At 69.8% G+C, this 16,596-nt stretch carries 16 protein-coding genes; 9 read left to right on the top strand and 7 right to left on the bottom strand.

Going from position 1 to position 16,596, the window contains the following annotated elements:
• Nucleotides 1-1,408, bottom strand: a 1,408-nt coding sequence (locus tag IH13_RS37150) for a Na+/H+ antiporter (RefSeq protein ID WP_031083100.1), incomplete at its 3' end; no start/stop codon positions are given.
• 35 nt (nucleotides 1,409-1,443) lie between these two features.
• Between IH13_RS37150 and IH13_RS0110265 the strand changes: the two genes are divergently transcribed.
• The 3 genes from IH13_RS0110265 to IH13_RS0110255 all read left to right on the top strand — a co-directional run bounded on the left by IH13_RS0110265 (nucleotide 1,444) and on the right by IH13_RS0110255 (nucleotide 3,317).
• The gene (locus IH13_RS0110265) at nucleotides 1,444-1,704 is read left to right on the top strand and encodes a UBP-type zinc finger domain-containing protein (protein ID WP_031083098.1); all 261 of its coding nucleotides are present in this window, start codon (nucleotides 1,444-1,446) and stop codon (nucleotides 1,702-1,704) included.
• Nucleotides 1,705-1,935: 231 nt separating this feature from the next.
• A complete protein-coding gene (locus IH13_RS0110260) occupies nucleotides 1,936-2,349 on the top strand; it encodes an ATP-binding protein (RefSeq protein ID WP_031083096.1) in 414 nt (137 codons plus the stop codon).
• 23 nt (nucleotides 2,350-2,372) lie between these two features.
• On the top strand, nucleotides 2,373-3,317 hold the full coding sequence (locus tag IH13_RS0110255; RefSeq protein ID WP_031083088.1) for an RNA polymerase sigma factor SigF: 945 nt from the start codon (nucleotides 2,373-2,375) through the stop codon (nucleotides 3,315-3,317).
• Nucleotides 3,318-3,337: 20 nt separating this feature from the next.
• Here IH13_RS0110255 and IH13_RS0110250 read toward each other — a convergent pair whose 3' ends face one another.
• Nucleotides 3,338-3,787 carry a hypothetical protein gene (locus IH13_RS0110250; RefSeq protein WP_031083086.1) on the bottom strand — a complete coding sequence of 150 codons (450 nt, stop codon included), beginning with the start codon at nucleotides 3,785-3,787 and terminating at the stop codon, nucleotides 3,338-3,340.
• A gap of 149 nt (nucleotides 3,788-3,936) precedes the next feature.
• On the opposite strand from IH13_RS0110250, the gene IH13_RS0110245 reads away from it, so the two are divergent.
• Together IH13_RS0110245 and IH13_RS0110240 are read left to right on the top strand one after the other, a co-directional pair.
• Nucleotides 3,937-4,905: a diacylglycerol/lipid kinase family protein gene (locus IH13_RS0110245; protein ID WP_031083083.1), complete on the top strand. Its 969-nt coding sequence runs from the start codon at nucleotides 3,937-3,939 to the stop codon at nucleotides 4,903-4,905.
• A 319-nt stretch (nucleotides 4,906-5,224) separates the two neighbouring features.
• The gene (locus IH13_RS0110240; RefSeq protein ID WP_003953983.1) at nucleotides 5,225-5,482 is read left to right on the top strand and encodes a WhiB family transcriptional regulator; all 258 of its coding nucleotides are present in this window, start codon (nucleotides 5,225-5,227) and stop codon (nucleotides 5,480-5,482) included.
• Between the two features lie 183 nt (nucleotides 5,483-5,665).
• On the opposite strand, the gene IH13_RS0110235 is transcribed toward IH13_RS0110240, so the two are convergent.
• Nucleotides 5,666-7,132, bottom strand: coding sequence for a sensor histidine kinase (locus tag IH13_RS0110235; RefSeq protein ID WP_031083082.1), 1,467 nt, complete (start codon nucleotides 7,130-7,132; stop codon nucleotides 5,666-5,668).
• Nucleotides 7,133-7,733: 601 nt separating this feature from the next.
• Here IH13_RS0110235 and nagB point away from each other — a divergent pair.
• A complete protein-coding gene (nagB, locus tag IH13_RS0110225) occupies nucleotides 7,734-8,519 on the top strand; it encodes a glucosamine-6-phosphate deaminase (protein WP_031083081.1) in 786 nt (261 codons plus the stop codon).
• Nucleotides 8,520-8,582: 63 nt separating this feature from the next.
• Here nagB and IH13_RS0110220 read toward each other — a convergent pair whose 3' ends face one another.
• The 4 genes from IH13_RS0110220 to IH13_RS0110205 all read right to left on the bottom strand — a co-directional run bounded on the left by IH13_RS0110220 (nucleotide 8,583) and on the right by IH13_RS0110205 (nucleotide 13,398).
• Nucleotides 8,583-10,106: a glycoside hydrolase family 3 protein gene (locus tag IH13_RS0110220; RefSeq protein ID WP_031083080.1), complete on the bottom strand. Its 1,524-nt coding sequence runs from the start codon at nucleotides 10,104-10,106 to the stop codon at nucleotides 8,583-8,585.
• Between the two features lie 10 nt (nucleotides 10,107-10,116).
• Nucleotides 10,117-10,980, bottom strand: coding sequence for a carbohydrate ABC transporter permease (locus IH13_RS0110215; RefSeq protein ID WP_028438840.1), 864 nt, complete (start codon nucleotides 10,978-10,980; stop codon nucleotides 10,117-10,119).
• Complete coding sequence (locus IH13_RS0110210; RefSeq protein ID WP_234433266.1) at nucleotides 10,977-11,918, bottom strand: carbohydrate ABC transporter permease; 942 nt, start codon at nucleotides 11,916-11,918, stop codon at nucleotides 10,977-10,979. The genes IH13_RS0110215 and IH13_RS0110210 overlap by 4 nt, the downstream gene beginning before the upstream one ends.
• A gap of 181 nt (nucleotides 11,919-12,099) precedes the next feature.
• Nucleotides 12,100-13,398 (bottom strand): sugar ABC transporter substrate-binding protein, encoded by a 1,299-nt coding sequence (locus tag IH13_RS0110205; protein WP_031083076.1) that lies wholly within the window; start codon nucleotides 13,396-13,398, stop codon nucleotides 12,100-12,102.
• Nucleotides 13,399-13,684: 286 nt separating this feature from the next.
• Between IH13_RS0110205 and IH13_RS0110200 the strand changes: the two genes are divergently transcribed.
• The 3 genes from IH13_RS0110200 to mctP all read left to right on the top strand — a co-directional run.
• Entirely contained in the window at nucleotides 13,685-14,449 is a 765-nt protein-coding gene (locus tag IH13_RS0110200; protein ID WP_031083074.1) for a GntR family transcriptional regulator, read from the top strand.
• A gap of 280 nt (nucleotides 14,450-14,729) precedes the next feature.
• Nucleotides 14,730-14,984 (top strand): DUF3311 domain-containing protein, encoded by a 255-nt coding sequence (locus tag IH13_RS0110195; RefSeq protein ID WP_031083072.1) that lies wholly within the window; start codon nucleotides 14,730-14,732, stop codon nucleotides 14,982-14,984.
• On the top strand, nucleotides 14,981-16,596 hold a 1,616-nt coding region (gene mctP / locus IH13_RS0110190), incomplete at its 3' end, for a monocarboxylate uptake permease MctP (RefSeq protein ID WP_031083070.1). The genes IH13_RS0110195 and mctP, both read left to right, overlap by 4 nt.

Raw genomic sequence — 16,596 nt, 5'->3', positions numbered from 1 at the left:
CGCCGAGCCGCTCCCACACGGAGTTGCGGCGCCGCTCCAGCACGTGGCGCAGCCGGTCGGCGAGCGGGCCCGGCAGGGTGTTGCGCGGGTCGGCGAGCAGCGCGTCCAGGCGTGCCTCGGCGGCCGAGGACGCCTCGCTCTGCGCCTGTGCCTCCGCCAGGGTCTCCAAGCGCGTGTCGCGCCCCGGCAGCCTGAGCACCCGCACCAGCAGCGGCAGGGTCAGACCTTGCACGGCCAGGGTCCCGATGACCGTCGTGAAGGCCAGGAACAGCAGGAGGTTGCGGTCCGGGAAACGCTCCCCGCCGTGCGTGACCAGCGGGACGGAGGCGGCCACGGCGAGCGAGACGACCCCGCGCATCCCGGCCCAGGAGACGATCAGCGGCGAGGTCCACGGCATGGCGGGCTCGCGCTCCCGGATGCGGCGGGAGAGCAACAGCGGCAGGTACATCGCCGGATACACCCAGACGAAGCGCACCACCACGACGGCGGTGAAGACGACGAGCGCGTACCCGACGGCTTCGGCCAGACCATAGGTGCCGAGCCCCTTGACGACCGACTGCAGTTGCAGTCCGATCAGCGCGAAGACCGCCGACTCCAGGACGAAGGCGACCATCTTCCAGACCGCCGCCTCCTGGAGCCGCGTCGCGAAGTCCACCTGCCACGACCGGTGCCCCAGGTACAGCGCCACGACGACCACCGCCAGCACCCCGGAGGCGTGCACCCGCTCCGCCGCCGCGTACGCCACGAAGGGGATCAGCAGGGACAGCGTGTTCTGGAGCAGCGCCTCCCGCAGGTGGGTGCGCAGCCAGTGCAGCGGCACCATCAGCACCAGGCCGACCCCGATGCCGCCGACCGCGGCCAGCAGGAAGTCGCCGACCCCCGCGCCCCAGCTCATGCCCTCCCCGACGGCCGCGGCGAGGGCGACCTTGAAGGCGGTGATCGCGGTGGCGTCGTTCACCAGGGACTCGCCCTGGAGGATCGTGGTGACCCGGGCGGGCAGCCCGACCCGCCGGGCGATCGCGGCGGCGGTGACGGCGTCCGGCGGGGCGATCACCGCGCCCAGCACCAGGGCGGCCGTGAGCGGCAGGTCCGGGACGGTCAGATAGGCCAGGGCGCCCACGGCGAAGGTCGCGAAGAGGACGTAACCGACGGAGAGCAGCGCGACCGGCCGCAGGTTGGCCCGCAGGTCCAGGTAGGAGCTGTCGACGGCGGCCGTGTACAGCAGGGGCGGCAGCAGCAGCGGCAGCACGACGTGGGCATCCAGGGCGAAGCGCGGCACGCCCGGCAGATAGGAGACCAGCAGCCCCGCGGCCACCAGCAGCAGCGGCGCCGGCACCGGGGTCCGCCGCGCGGCCCCCGCGACCGCCGCGCTGGCCGCGACGAGTGCCACCAGGGGCAACGCGTCCATCTCACCGTCCTCGCATCCGACGTAACGTGGCCATCATGAGTGAGTGCCGCCACGTAGCCGAACTGCCGCGCCCCGAGCCCGCCCCGCTCAGCGACACCTGCCTGGCGTGCCTGGAGGCGGGGACCCACCCGGTGCAGCTACGGCTCTGCCTGGAGTGCGGGCACGTGGGCTGCTGCGACTCCTCGCCGCTGCGCCATGCCACGGAGCACTTCCGGGACACCGGCCATCCGGTGATGCGCAGCTTCGAACAAGGCGAGAACTGGCGCTGGTGCTTCGCGGACGGTTCGATCGTGTGACGCCTGGGTACGTCAAACCGGCGCCGGTTCTTCGCAATTGACCGCCGCAGACCCCTAGAGACTTTGCGTGCGCGTATGCTTACCATGAGTGATGGCCAGGGACGGGGTCGCGGCGACACGGCATCATGGACCGCGACAACGCCGTCGGGCCACACACCCGGCGGCGGACCGGATGGCCCCTGGCACGCGTCCCGGGGCCTCGAACGAGTTTGTGCCACCTTGGAGGTGAGGGTGTCCCAGATCGCAGGCGAGCCCGGGAATCAGGACTTCGTAGAGGTCCGGCTGCCCGCTGCGGGTGCCTACCTGTCGGTGCTGCGTACGGCCACGGCCGGTCTCGCAGCGCGCTTGGACTTCACTCTCGACGAGATCGAGGATCTTCGCATCGCGGTCGACGAGGCCTGCGCGATCCTGCTCCAGCAGGCCGTGCCGGGCTCGGTCCTCAGCTGCGTCTTCCGTCTCGTCGACGACTCCCTCGACGTGACCGTCTCGGCCCCCACGACGGACGGCCGGGCCCCCGAGCGCGACACCTTCGCCTGGACGGTGCTCTCCGCACTCGCCGGCAAGGTCGAATCCACGGTGGCCGACGACCGGACGGTCAGCATCAGCCTCTACAAACAGCGCGGCGCGGGACCCGGGCCGGCGTGAGCGACGGGAACGGGGACGGTCCTGTGCGTGACGAGACGATCCGGTCCGGGGCGGTGCGCCCAGCCGCTCTCCCGGAGCAGCAGGCCCGGCCGCATCCGGTGGACGGCGCAGACACGGCCGGCGCGGACACGGCCGGCGGAGCCCGTACGCCCGCGGCGGAGCAGTCGCAGGCGGAGCGGGCGGGCCGGATGAGCGAGCACGGACACCACGACCCACACGACCGCAGCGGGGCCCGGGCGCTCTTCGTCGAGCTGCGGGAGCTGCCCGACGGCTCGGCGGAGAAGGCCGAGCTGCGCAACCGGCTGGTACGGATGCACCTTCCGCTCGTGGAGCACCTGGCCCGGCGGTTCCGCAACCGGGGCGAGCCACTGGACGACCTGACCCAGGTCGCCACGATCGGGCTGATCAAGTCGGTGGACCGGTTCGACCCGGACCGCGGCGTCGAGTTCTCGACGTACGCGACCCCCACGGTCGTCGGCGAGATCAAGCGCCACTTCCGCGACAAGGGCTGGGCGGTGCGGGTGCCGCGTCGCCTCCAGGAACTGCGGCTGTCGCTGACCACGGCCACCGCGGAGCTCTCCCAGCAGCACGGCCGCTCGCCGACCGTGCACGAGCTGGCGGAGCGCCTGGGCATCTCCGAGGAGGAGGTGCTGGAGGGGCTGGAATCGGCCAACGCCTACAGCACGCTCTCGCTGGACGTCCCGGACACGGACGACGAGTCGCCCGCGGTCGCGGACACCCTGGGCTCGGAGGACGAGGCGCTGGAGGGCGTCGAGTACCGGGAGTCGCTCAAGCCGTTGCTGGAGGGGCTCCCGCCGCGTGAGAAGCGGATCCTGCTGCTGCGGTTCTTCGGCAACATGACCCAGTCGCAGATCGCCCAGGAGGTCGGCATCTCCCAGATGCACGTCTCCCGGCTGCTGGCCCGCACCCTGGCCCAGTTGCGCGAGCGGCTGCTCGTGGAGGAGTAGGGAGCGGGACAGGGGGCGCCTCAGGCGTCGGGGGTCGTCCGCGGCCCCCTGATGCCCAGCGCCTGCGTGGTCGCCGGATTGAGCAGCATCACCAGCCCCGTCACGGCGACCGCGGCGAGCACGATCCCCGCGGGGATCAGCGCCCCCTGCGACTGCAGCAGCGTCCAGGCCACCGGCAGCGCCATGAGCTGCGTGATGAGCGCGGGACCCCGGCTCCAGCTCCGCCGCAGCAGCAGGCCCCGGGCGGCGAACAGCGGGATGAGGCCGAGCGCCACCAGCGTGACGCCCCCCATCTCGGCCTGCTGGGGGCTGTCGGGGTCTCCGATCAGCCCCATGACGAGCATGTAGAGGCCACCGAGGGCGAGCGCGGAGCCTTCGAGGGCGTTGAGAGCGGCCACGAGGGTGATCCGGCCCGGCTTCTCCTCGCCGGCCGAGGGCGACGGAGAGGGCGCGTTCGCTTCAGTACTCACACCCTTCAGGTTGACATCCCCGGCCGCCGGAAGTGAAGCCGGGCCCGTACCGGGTGCGCCGGACCGGGCGCGGTCACCCGGAGTGACCGGGTGTGGACCGGGAGATCCGCCCCTTCTTGGCGGTACCGCTCGGTAGGTAGGCTGACGGCATGCGCGCACTCCTCGTGGTCAACCCAGCCGCCACCACCACCAGTGCGCGGACCCGTGACGTGCTCATCCACGCCCTGGCGAGCGAGATGAAGCTGGAGGCCGTGACCACGGAGTACCGCGGGCACGCCCGGGACCTGGGGCGCCGGGCGGCGGACTCGGACGACATCGACATCGTGGTCGCCCTGGGTGGGGACGGCACGGTGAACGAGGTGGTCAACGGCCTGCTGCACAAAGGGCCCGACCTGGAGAGCCTGCCGCGCCTCGCCGTGGTCCCCGGCGGCTCCACCAATGTCTTCGCCCGGGCGCTGGGCATCCCCAACGACGCGGTGGAGGCGACCGGCGCCATCCTGGACGCCCTCGCGGACCGCAGCGAACGCACGGTGGGCCTCGGCCTGGCGGCCGGGACCCCGGGCACCCCCGACGAGGCCGTGCCCGAGCGCTGGTTCACCTTCTGCGCGGGCCTCGGATTCGACGCCGGAGTCATCGGACGCGTCGAACAGAAGCGCGAGCGCGGCAAGCGGTCGACCCACGCGCTGTACGTACGCCAGGTGCTGCGGCAGTTCCTGGAGGAGCCGCGCCGGCGCGACGGCCTGATCACCCTGGACGTCCCCGGCCAGGACCCGGTGACGGACCTCGCGCTGTCCATCATCTGCAACACCTCCCCCTGGACCTACCTGGGGAATCGCCCGATCTACGCCGCCCCGAAGGCCTCCTTCGACACCGCGCTGGACGTCCTCGGGCTACGGCGCCTGTCCACCGCCGCGGTGACCCGGTACGCCACCCAGCTGCTCACTTCCAGCCCCGGGAAAGGGCCGCGCGGCAAGCACGCGGCGTCCCTGCACGACCTCACCGACTTCACCTTGCATTCGAAGGCTCCCCTGCCCTTTCAGATGGACGGCGACCACCTGGGACTGCGTACGAGCGTGACGTTCACAGGCGTACGCCGTGCACTGCGTGTGATTGTGTGAGTAGAAGGGGCCAAAGTCCTTTAACTCGAACGTTTGGACTGGCCCCCACCCCTTAGAAGTGCGGCTGTGACCTAGTCGACACCGAGGAATCAAAAAAAACTTTCCAGAAGGGGTTGTATCCGCCGCCGAGGTTTGCGAGTCTCTTCATGGCGATCGGGACAGCCCGCAACACCGGCATCCCAGAGAGCCAGAACCCCTCCTTATCACAACAGGACCACATCCAGTTCATCTGGGCGTCGGACCTTCGTCTGCGGGGGGATTCGTGAAAGCGTTCACATTCACAAGCACCAGCATGTAATACCAAGGAGAGGTAGCAGCCATGGACTGGCGTCACAACGCCGTTTGTCGTGAGGAAGACCCCGAGCTGTTCTTCCCCATCGGCAACACCGGTCCTGCGCTGCTGCAGATCGAGGAAGCCAAGGCCGTCTGCCGTCGCTGCCCCGTCATGGAGCAGTGCCTGCAGTGGGCGCTCGAGTCCGGCCAGGACTCCGGCGTCTGGGGTGGCCTCAGCGAGGACGAGCGCCGCGCAATGAAGCGCCGCGCCGCTCGCAACCGGGCGCGTAACGCCAGCGCCTGACCGACGCCCCCGCACCGAGCCACAGCCAGGCGGCGCGTACGGAGCGTACGCACGGCCCCGCCTTCGAGTCGCAGCGCGCAGTACCCCCGAAGCGCATCGCACCGTGAGCACCACGACAGTGGGCCCGGACCGTCACCACGGTCCGGGCCCACTGTCGTGCGGCCGTTCAGCCGCGCGGCCGCGTCACCTGTCGTTGCTGACGGGGATGTCGAGGACGACCTGGGTGCCGCGCCCGGGGGCGGGGACCATGCCGAAGCTGCCGCCCAACTCCCCCTCGACCAGGGTCCGGACGATCTGGAGTCCCAGATTGCCGGCCCGGTGCGCGTCGAACCCCTCGGGCAGCCCCCGCCCGTCGTCCGTCACGGTGATCAGCAGGCGGCCCTCGGCCGGTGTCCCGCCACGCACCGCGGACACCTCCACCGTCCCGCGCTCGGCCACCGCGAAGGCGTGTTCCAGGGCGTTCTGCAGCACCTCGGTGAGCACCATCGACAGGGGCGTGGCCACCTCCGCGTCCAGGATTCCGAAGCGTCCCGTCCGCCGGCAGGTGACCTTGCCCGGAGAGATCTCGGCCACCATCGCGATGACGCGGTCGGCGATCTCGTCGAACTGGACCCGCTCGTCCAGGTTCTGAGACAGCGTCTCATGGACGATCGCGATCGAGCCGACGCGGCGTACCGCCTCGTTGAGCGCCTCACGGCCCTGCGGGGAATCCATTCTGCGCGCCTGGAGGCGCAACAGGGCGGCCACCGTCTGGAGGTTGTTCTTGACCCGGTGGTGGATCTCCCGGATGGTGGCGTCCTTGGTGATCAGTTCCCGCTCGCGGCGCCGCAGTTCGGTGACGTCGCGCAGGAGCACCAGCGAACCGATGCGTACGCCCTTGGGTTTGAGCGGGATCGCCCTCAGCTGGATCACCCCGCCGGCACCCTCCACCTCGAACTCCCGTGGCGCGTACCCGCTCGCCACCTTGACCAGGGCCTCGTCCACCGGGCCGCGGAAGGGCGCGAGTTCGGCCGTGGTGGCGCCGAGGTGGTGGCCGACCAGGTCGGAGGCGAGGCCGAGCCGGTGGTAGGCGGAGAGCCCGTTGGGGCTGGCGTACTGCACGACACCGTCGGCGTCGAGCCTGATCAGCCCGTCGCCCACACGCGGGGAGGCGTCCATGTCGACCTGCTGGCCGGGGAAGGGGAAGGCCCCGGCGGCGATCATCTGGGCGAGGTCGGACGCGGACTGGAGGTAGGTGAGTTCCAGCCGGGACGGGGTGCGCACCGTCAGGAGGTTGGTGTTGCGCGCGATGACGCCGAGCACCCGGCCCTCGCGGCGTACGGGGATGGACTCGACCCGCACGGGCACCTCCTCGCGCCACTCCGGGTCGCCCTCGCGCACGATCCTGCCCTCGTCCAGGGCCGCGTCCAGCAGCGGGCGCCGACCGCGCGGCACCATGTGGCCGACCATGTCGTCCTGGTAGGAGGTGGGCCCGGTGTTGGGCCGCATCTGCGCCACGGACACGTAGCGGGTCCCGTCGCGGGTGGGCACCCACAGGACGAGGTCGGCGAAGGACAGGTCGGAGAGCAGCTGCCACTCCGAGACCAGCAGGTGGAGCCACTCGAGGTCGGTGTCGCTCAGGGCGGTGTGCTGGCGGACGAGGTCGTTCATGGAGGGCACAGGGCCGAGCGTACCCGTGGGAACCCAGAGGTTCCGAACCGTTCGCCCCGCGTATCCGTGACACTGGGGGAAGGGCCCGGACGGCCCCCCGAGGAATGTCCGTACCCATGGATGGACACGGGCTATTGGTCTAGTCCACAATGCCGGTGTACGGCAACACGTACACGACGACCTCCGCTCTCCCCGCACAGGAGAGCGGACCGAGGTGCCCGGCGCTCTCTGCCCTGACCGCGCCGGTCGCCTCCAGTGGCCGGAGGCACCGCACACCGCCGGCCAGGCAGCTCCGGGCTGCGGTGCCGGACGGGCTGAGGGTCCCGAGCCGGCGCCGCGGCCCGCGGGTGCTTCCGGGCCTGCCCGTCCGCCGGCGACCCGCTCCCGCCGCACACCGCGACCCGGACCACGGCGGCGCAGCGCCCTCGGGGCGCGCCCCGGCCGTCACCGGACGCCCGCCCGGCCACGCCCCGGGCCACCCCGCGGCGACACAGGCACGTTCCGCGCGACCGGTCCGCCCCCGGCCGCCGACGTTCTGCTAGATTGGCCCCATAATTGGTCTATACCACATGACGCATCTCATCAGATCGGCAGGCACAGCGTGGAAGTTGTCATCGTCCCGGACGCCACGGCAGGCGGGGAACTCATCGCGGACACCATCGCGTCCCTGCTGAGCCGCAAGCCCGACGCCCTGCTCGGCGTTGCCACCGGCTCCACCCCTCTGCCCATCTACCGGGCCCTGGCGGCGAAGGTCCGCTCCGGCGCCGTCGACGCCTCCCGCGCCCGCATCTGCCAGCTCGACGAGTACGTCGGGCTGCCCGTGGGCCATCCCGAGTCCTACCGCTCGGTCGTGCTGCGTGAGGTCGTCGAGCCCCTCGGGCTGTCCGAGGCCTCCTTCATGGGGCCCGACGGCGCCGCCGAGGACGTCCAGGCGGCGTGCGAGGCGTACGACCAGGCGCTGGCGGACGCGGGAGGCGTGGACCTCCAGCTGCTGGGCATCGGCACCGACGGGCACATCGGCTTCAACGAGCCCTGCTCCTCGCTCGCCTCGCGCACCCGGATCAAGACGCTCACCGAGCAGACCCGGATCGACAACGCGCGCTTCTTCGACGACGACATCACGCAGGTGCCCCTCCATGTGATCACCCAGGGCATCGGCACCATCCTGGACGCGCGCCACCCGATCCTGCTGGCCACCGGGGAGGGCAAGGCCGACGCGGTGGCCCGGACCGTGGAGGGGCCCCTCGCCTCGATCGTGCCCGCCTCGGCCCTGCAACTCCACCCGCACGCCACCGTGGTGGTGGACGAGGCGGCGGCGTCCAAGCTGAAGCTGGCGGACTACTTCCGGGCCACGTACGCGTCGAAGCCGGACTGGCAGGGCCTGTAACAGCCCGCGGTGACGCGGAAGGGCCGGGCACCGTGACGGTGCCCGGCCCTTCCGCGTGCGGAGCTACGCCCTGCGCGCCCCGGTGATCGCCTCTGCGGCAGCGGTCCCGCAGACCCGGGCGGCGCCGTACGTCGCGATGTGCAGGGCTCCCCGGGCCGGCGCCTCGGGCAGTCCCATCTCGACCACGACGGTGTCCGGGCGGGCCGCCAGCAGGCGGTCGAGCGCCTCCCCCATCCACGGGTGCCGGTGCTCGTCCCGGACGACCGCGACGATGCGCCGCTCCCCCGCCGCCCGCAGCACCGCGTCCACCCCGGCACCGCCGTACGTGCCGGTCGCGGTGCCGGGCAGCAGCCGCTCCAGCTCGGCGGCGACCCCCCACGGGGTCTCGGCGCCGACCGCGATGTTCGCGACCGGGGTGAACCCGGCGACGTACACCGGCTCGGTCAGGGGCGCGGCCGTGCCGGTCACCCGCAGGGCGCGCCGGGCCGCGGCGAGCCCGATGTCCGAACCGGCTCCGGTGCCGGGCGCGGTCCCCTCCTGCACTGCCGCGCCCGGCTCCGAACCGGCCCCCCTGGCCCGCTGCGTCCAGGACGCGAGGGCCCGTACCCGGGCGGCGGCGTCGGCCAGCCGCTCCTCGGGAAGTTCGCCGCTCCGCACCGCCGCGACCAGCGCGTCCCGCAGCAGCAGCACGGTGGCCTCGTCCGCGAGTCCGCCGCCGACGCAGATGGCGTCGGCACCCGCGGCGATGGCGAGGACGGAGCCGCGCTCGATGCCGTACGTGCCGGCGATGGCGTCCATCTCCATGCCGTCGGTGACGATGAGCCCCTCGTACCCCAGCTCCTGACGGAGCAGGCCGGTGAGGATCTGCGGGCTGAGCGTCGCGGGGCGGGCGGTGTCGAGTGCGGGAAGCAGGATATGTGCACTCATCACGGATTTGGAACCCGCCGCGATCGCCGCCCGGAAGGGCACCAGTTCACGGGCGTGCAGGGTCTCCAGGTCCACCTCGATGCTCGGCAGCGCGAGGTGCGAGTCGACCGCGGTGTCGCCGTGGCCGGGGAAGTGCTTGGTGCAGGCGGCGACCCCGGAGGCCTGGAGCCCCTCGACGTACGCGGCCGTGTGGCGGGCGACGAGGTCCGGGCCGGCGCCGAAGGACCGTACGCCGATGACCGGGTTGCCCGGGTTGGAGTTGACGTCGGCGGACGGCGCCCAGTTGAGGTTGACCCCGCACTCGGCCAGCCGGCGGCCGAGCTCCCGGGCGACGCCCCGGGTCAGCTCGACGTCGTCGACGGACCCGAGGGCCAGGTTGCCGGGGAAGGACGAGCCGTCCCGGACCTCCAGGCGGGTGACGTCCCCGCCCTCCTCGTCGATCGCGACGAGGACGTCGTCGCGCTCGGCCCGCAGCCGGGCGGTGAGCGCGGCGAGCTGCTCGGGCGAGTGGATGTTGCGGCCGAACAGCCCGACGGAGGCCAGGCCTTCGCCGACCCTGCGCAGCAGCCAGTCCGGCGGCGTGGTGCCGGTGAACCCGGGCTGGAGCACGGCGAGCGCGTCGCGCGTGACGGTGTCCGTGGTGGATACGAGGGTGGTCATGGAAGCCGCACTATCCCTTCACGGCGCCGGAGGTGAGACCCGCGGCCATCTTCTTCTGAATGATCATGAAGAAGACGACGACCGGAATGGCGATCATGGTGGAGGCCGCCATCAGCGCGCCGTAGTCGGTCCCGCGTTCGGTCGTGAACGTCATCAGCCACACGTTGAGCGTGTACTTGGAGTTGTCGTTGATCAGGATGTAGGCGAAGAGGTACTCGTTCCACGCGTTGACGAGCGCGAAGATCGACGCGGCGGCGAGCCCCGGGGCGAGCAGCGGGAAGATCACGCGGCGGAAGGCACCGAAGCGGGTGCACCCGTCCACCATCGCGGACTCCTCCAACTCGACCGGGATGTTCACGACGAAGCCGCGGATCATGATGGTCGCGAAGGGCAGCGTGGAGACGAGGTAGACGACGATCAGGCCCCAGTACTCGTCGATCCCGCCCATCGCGTTGAGCTGGGCGTAGATCGGGATGAGCATCGCGGTCGGCGGGAGCATCTGCACCAGGATCATGATCAGGAGCAGCGGCTTGCGGCCGAAGAAACGGAAGCGGCCGATGGCCAGCGCGGCCAAGGTCGCGATGACCATGCCGCCGACCACCGCGGTGATCGAGACGATCAGGCTGGACTGGATCGCGGTGCCGAAGTTCGGCTGCTGGGCGGCGCGCACGAAGTTGTCGAAGGTGATCGACGAGGGCCACAGGGTCTGGTCGTAGGACCGGATCTCGTGGTTGGGCCGCAGCGCGCTGATGACCAGCCAGTAGACGGGGAAGATCATGACCAGGGCGATGCCGAGGCCGAGGACGTCGAAGCCGAGCCGGCTCTTCTTGCGGTCCGGGCGCAGTTCCTGCGGCGTCTGGGTCGTGGAGCTCATTCGACCTCTCCTGTCTTCATGAGCTGGCGCAGGTAGTACACGGCCACACCGGACAGCAGGAGAACCGTGATCAGGGCGATCGCGGTGCCCTGGCTGAACGAGGTGGACTCGAATGCCTTGGAGTAGGAGTAGAGGCCGAGGGTCTCGTATTCGGGCTCCGGCTTGTTGCCGCGTAGCAGCCAGATCTGGCCGAACACGTTGAAGTCCCAGATCACCGAGAGGGTGGCCACCATGGTGAACACGGGCTTGATGACCGGCCAGGTGACGTACTTGTAGACGCCGTAGCCGCTTGCACCGTCGAGCGACGCGGCCTCCTCCAGCTCCTTGGGGACCTGGGTGAGGGCGGCGTACAGCGTGACGACAACGAACGGGACGGCACCCCAGACCACGAGGAGGGTGATGATGCCGAAGCCCTGGATCGGGTCGAGGTACCAGTTGTGGCCGAGCCAGTCCTCACCGACGACCTTGGAGATCAGGGTGTTGATGAGGCCGTAGTCGGAGTCCGCCATGAAGCGGAAGATCGAGGCGGCGACCATGAGCGGCATCGACCAGGCGGCGATCAACGCGAAGGTCAGCGCGAGCCGCACCCAGGTGGACAGCCGGCGCATCAGCAGAGCGACCAGCAGGCCGATCCCCATGGTCAGCGTGACGCAGATGGCCATGAAGACGACGGTCCGGAAGGTGACCCACCAGAAGTCGGAGTCGCCCAGGATGTTGGTGAACTGCTCCAGTCCCACCCAGGGGGCCGGTTCGCCCGTCCACAGCTCCCGTCTGCCCATGTCCTGGAAGGACATGATGACGGTCTTGGAGAGTGGGTAGAGGTACACGGCGGCGATCGCCACGATCGCCGGCAGGATCAGAAGATAGGGAAGCAGCTCGCCCTTCTTGCGCTTCTTCTTCTGCCCACGTAGCCCGGTGTCGTCCTTGAGGGGCTGCATGCCCCCTGTGACTTCGGGGTCCCTCGGTACGGGGACCGGTGGCCCGGCGGCCTTGGTATCAGCAGTCACGTGGCTGACCTTCCATCGCGGGTCCGAGGCACTCCCCGGATTTCACGGCGTTCACTTGCGGGAAAGTAGCGGGGCCCGGCATCGCTGCCGGGCCCCGCCTGGCATGGGAAGGTCAGGCCTTCTTGTTGATCAGGGCGTCGATCTTCCCGTCGGCCTTCTTGGTGGCGTCGGCGACGGAGCTGCCCTTGATGATCTCCAGGAGCATGTTCTTCAGGATCTCCTCCTTCTCGACGGAGGCCCAGCCCGGCGCGATCGGCGTGAACCAGGCGTCCGGCACCGCGTTGGCAATGGCGGCCGTCTCAGGCTTGGCCTTCAGCGGCTCCAGCTGCGTCTCGTTGTTGGGGAGGATGTTCTTCGACGCGAGGACCTCCATGGACTTCGCGTTGGTGAAGAGGGAGATCCACTCCTCGCCGAGGTCCTGGACCTTGGACTTGGAGATCGTCGCGAGGTCCGAGCCACCGATGAAGGACGGGAGCGCCTTGCCGTTCGGGCCGGGCATACCGGCCGTGGCGATCTTGCCCTCCAGCTTCGGGTTGCCGTTGTCGCCCCCGGTGACGGAACCGGCTTCCCAGGCCTGGCCGTAGATGACCGCGGCCTTCTCGTTGGCCATGACGTTGGCGTGGTCCTGCTCGTCCTTGGTCTGGTCGGCCTTGTTGTACTTCTTGACCAGGTCGACGTAGTGGCTGATGCCCTTCTGGGCCTCCGGGCTGGAGAGGGCGGCCTTCCACTCCTTCTTGCCGTCGTCGTAGGTGGCGATCTGGCCACCCTCGGCGGCGACGTAGGACATCGCGGCGTACCAGTAACGGCCGGGGAAGTAGAGGGACGAGGCGCGCTTGTCCTTCTTGCCGAGCTCCGCGGACACCTGGTCCATCGCCTTGAGGAACTCGTCCTCGGTCTGCGGGAGCTCCTCACTGCCGGTGCCGGCCTTGAGCATGTCCTTGTTGTAGACCGCGAGACGGGCGCTGGCGTAGTAAGGAACGCAGTAGACCTTGCCCTCGAAGGAGCAGGTGTCCTTCAGACCCTTGATCCAGGTGTCCGAGTTCTCGTGCTTCTTGAGGTCGATCTCGCCGAGAGCGCCGTTGAGGATGTACTGCATGGTCTCGGTGTTACCGAGCTCGACGACGTCCGGGAACTTGTCCCCGCCGAGGGAGGTGTCGAGCTTCTTGACCTTGTCGGCCCAGCCCTGGTACTGGACCTTGACGTTGACGTTGGGGTACTTCTTGTTGAACTGGGAGTTGACGTCCTTGACGAGTTCCGGCCAGGTCGTCTGGGCCTCACCCATCAGCCAGACGGTCAGGTCTTCCTTGCGGTCCTTGGGGTCCTGCGACGACGCCTTGTCGTCGGATCCACATGCCGCGACGGACATCAACATACCGGCGACGCCGATCGCCGCAATGAGCTTGCGCTTCATGCCACACCCTCCTCAGGGATACCAGCAACCCCCCGCCCACCGCGAAGACGTACGCCTGGTACTGCCTGTGGGGCTGGGACCTGGTCTTTAATGGTTTAGACCAGTACCCGGAGCTTGGCCTAGACCTTTAGGGGTGTCAAGGGTGTATAAGAAGTGCACTCGCGTCCGTTATAGGACCGACATCTAAGGGAGGGCGACGACCCGTGACCGGACCGTGCCACCATGTGAGCCGCGACAGACGGAGGAGCCGGTGACGGCAGCAACGCAGCAGTCGGAGAGGCGGGCCATGGGCGCCGACGGGGGCACAACCACGAACGAGACCGGCGCCGGTACGCGCACCGCGCGCGTACCGAAGTACTACCGGCTCAAGCGGCATCTCCTGGACATGACCGACACCATGCCGCCCGGCACCCCGGTGCCCCCGGAACGGACCCTGGCGGCCGAGTTCGACACCTCGCGCACCACCGTCCGCCAGGCCCTCCAGGAACTCGTCGTCGAGGGCCGGCTGGAGCGCATCCAGGGCAAAGGCACCTTCGTCGCCAAGCCGAAGGTCTCCCAGGCCCTCCAGCTGACCTCCTACACCGAGGACATGCGCGCCCAAGGGCTGGAACCCACGTCCCAACTCCTGGACATCGGTTACGTCACGGCCGACGACAGGCTGGCCGGCCTGTTGGACATCACGGCGGGCGGGCGGGTGCTGCGGATCGAGCGGCTCCGGCTGGCCAGCGGCGAGCCCATGGCGATCGAGACCACCCACCTCTCGGCCAAGCGCTTCCCGGCCCTGCGCCGGTCGCTCGTCAAGTACACCTCGCTCTACACCGCCCTGGCCGAGGTGTACGACGTCCGCCTGGCCGAGGCCGAGGAGACCATCGAGACCTCCCTGGCCACTCCCCGGGAGGCCGGGCTGCTCGGTACGGACGTCGGCCTGCCGATGCTGATGCTGTCCCGGCACTCGGTCGACGGCCGGGGCGAGCCGGTGGAGTGGGTGCGTTCCGTCTACCGCGGCGACCGCTACAAGTTCGTGGCCCGGCTGAAGCGGCCGACCGAGTAGGGACCCGTACGCGACGACTCCGCCCCCGCGCCGGCACGGCCCGGGGGCGGAGTCGTCGCATGCCCGCACCCAGCGGCCCGCCGGCGTGAACCGACCCGCCCTCACGTCCGTGTGTCCCACCGACACCTCACCGGCGCCGACGGGGCGAGACGGGTGTGGGAACTCAGGGGGCGGACCGTTGCGCGACCGCAATGCGGTCAAGGGGTGACGGTGGCCGGAGCCCTCCCCTAGATTTCCTGCGCATGACGACAGGTGATCAGCGAGGGGACGGAGTCGCCGTATGCCGGAAGACATCGATGAGAAACGACCGACGGTGACACCCGTGCGGGTGGTCATCGCGCTCTGCCTGATCGCGCCGTTCGTGGCGATGCTCTGGGTGGGCTCCTACGCGAAGGTCGACCCGGCCTTCATCGGTATCCCCTTCTTCTACTGGTACCAGATGCTCTGGGTCATCATCTCGACCGCGCTCACCATGACCGCCTACAAGCTGTGGCAGCGTGACCAGCGCACCCGCAAGGGGGGTGCGTCGGCATGAAGGACGGCGTGAACGGCGTCGCACTCGCCGTCTTCATCTTCTTCTTCGCGGCCGTCACGGTCATGGGCTTCCTGGCCGCGCGCTGGCGCAGGGCCGAGAACGAGGCGACCCTCGACGAATGGGGCCTGGGCGGGCGGTCGTTCGGCACCTGGGTCACCTGGTTCCTGCTCGGCGGTGACCTCTACACGGCATACACCTTCGTCGCCGTCCCCGCGGCCATCTACGCCGCGGGCGCGTCCGGGTTCTTCGCGGTCCCGTACACCATCCTCGTCTACCCGCTCATCTTCACCTTCCTGCCGCGGCTCTGGTCGGTCTCGCACAAGCACGGGTACGTCACCACCTCGGACTTCGTCCGTGGACGTTTCGGCTCCAAGGGCCTCTCGCTGGCGGTCGCCCTGACCGGCATCCTCGCGACGATGCCGTACATCGCACTCCAACTGGTCGGCATCCAGGCCGTGCTGGACGTCATGGGCGTCGGCGGCGGCGAGACGACGCACTGGTTCGTCAAGGACCTGCCGCTGCTGATCGCCTTCGCGGTGCTCGCCGCGTACACCTACTCCTCCGGGCTGCGCGCCCCCGCGCTCATCGCGTTCGTCAAGGACGGCCTGATCTACCTGGTCATCGCCGTGGCCATCATCTACATCCCGATCAGACTCGGCGGCTTCGACGAGATCTTCACCAAGGCGAGCGAGGCGTTCGCGCAGAAGAACGAGGCGGCCGGCAAGCCGGTGGCCGGGCTCGCACCCGGCGCCGCCGGACAGTGGGGTTACGCCACACTGGCGCTCGGCTCCGCGCTGGCGCTCTTCATGTACCCGCACTCCATCACGGCGACGCTCTCCAGCCGCAGCCGTGAGGTGATCCGGCGCAACACCACGATCCTGCCGCTGTATTCGCTGATGCTGGGTCTGCTGGCCCTGCTCGGCTTCATGGCGATCGCCGCCGGCATCAAGGTGGACAACGGCCAGCTCGCCATCCCCCAGCTGTTCGAGAACATGTTCCCGGACTGGTTCGCCGGTGTGGCCTTCGCCGCGATCGGCATCGGGGCCCTGGTCCCCGCCGCCATCATGTCGATCGCCGCGGCGAACCTCTTCACCCGCAACATCTACAAGGACTTCCTCAAGCCGGACGCGACACCGGCACAGGAGACGAGGGTCTCCAAGCTGGTCTCCCTGCTGGTCAAGGTCGGTGCGCTCGTCTTCGTCCTTACCATGGACAAGACGGTCGCGATCAACTTCCAGCTGCTCGGCGGGATCTGGATCCTCCAGACGATGCCCGCGCTGGTGGGCGGCCTGTTCACCCGGTGGTTCCACCGCTGGGCGCTGATCGCCGGCTGGGCGGTCGGCATGGTGTACGGCACGGTGGCGGCCTACGGCGTCGCCAGCCCGACCCAGAAGCACTTCGGCGGGTCGTCGAAGGAGATCCCCGGCATCGGCGAGATCGGCTACATCGGTCTCACCGCGTTCGTCCTGAACGTGCTCGTGGTGGTCGTGCTGACGTTCGTCCTCAACGCGGTGAAGGCCCCGGCCGGCACCGACGAGACGTCACCGTCCGACTACACGGCCGACGCGGGCGATCCGGGCGTCAAGGCCGAGCTGCCGCCGGCCACGGTGGG

The sequence above is a fragment of the Streptomyces sp. NRRL WC-3549 genome, from assembly GCF_000721935.1.
Taxonomy (GTDB): domain Bacteria; phylum Actinomycetota; class Actinomycetes; order Streptomycetales; family Streptomycetaceae; genus Streptomyces.
This window is presented reverse-complemented; position numbering and strand designations above follow the sequence as displayed.